This window comes from Nostoc sp. UCD121 (assembly GCF_014222285.1).
GTDB lineage: Bacteria > Cyanobacteriota > Cyanobacteriia > Cyanobacteriales > Nostocaceae > Nostoc.
This window is the reverse complement of sequence record NZ_JACKZS010000531.1, coordinates 1-445: the sequence shown is the minus strand read 5'-3', so window position 1 is coordinate 445 and position 445 is coordinate 1. Positions and strand designations below refer to the sequence as shown.

General features: G+C 37.8%; 1 protein-coding gene. It reads left to right on the top strand.

Going from position 1 to position 445, the window contains the following annotated elements:
• Positions 1-445: Tn3 family transposase (locus tag GNF10_RS37340; RefSeq protein WP_185607523.1), on the top strand; the 445-nt coding region annotated here is incomplete at both ends.

Genomic DNA, 445 nt, shown 5'->3' with positions numbered 1-445 from the left:
AAGATTTTGAGGATTATCTATTAGCAGATAGCTCATGGCAGTCAATGTGTTCTTCTCAAACGATACCTGTGGCAGTAGCAACGGATTTTACTACCTATATTGAACAACGCTCACTCGAATTGTCTGAACAATTAGCGCTTGTTTCTTCAATGATTGTAGAGAATAAGTTGGTAGATGTCAGGATAGAGAACGAACAGTTAATTATCACTCCTCTCACCAATGCTGTCCCCAAGGAGGTTGATGAATTTAGCAGAAAAGTTCATAGTTTGTTGCCAAGAATTAAGTTGACTGATTTGTTGGTAGAAGTTGATTCTTGGACACAATTTACTAAACATTTTACGCATTTACATTCGGGAGAACAAGTTTCAGATAAAGTTGTTTTGTTAAGTGCCTTGCTTGCTGATGGTATTAATTTAGGTTTAACGCGGATGGCTGACGCAACTCA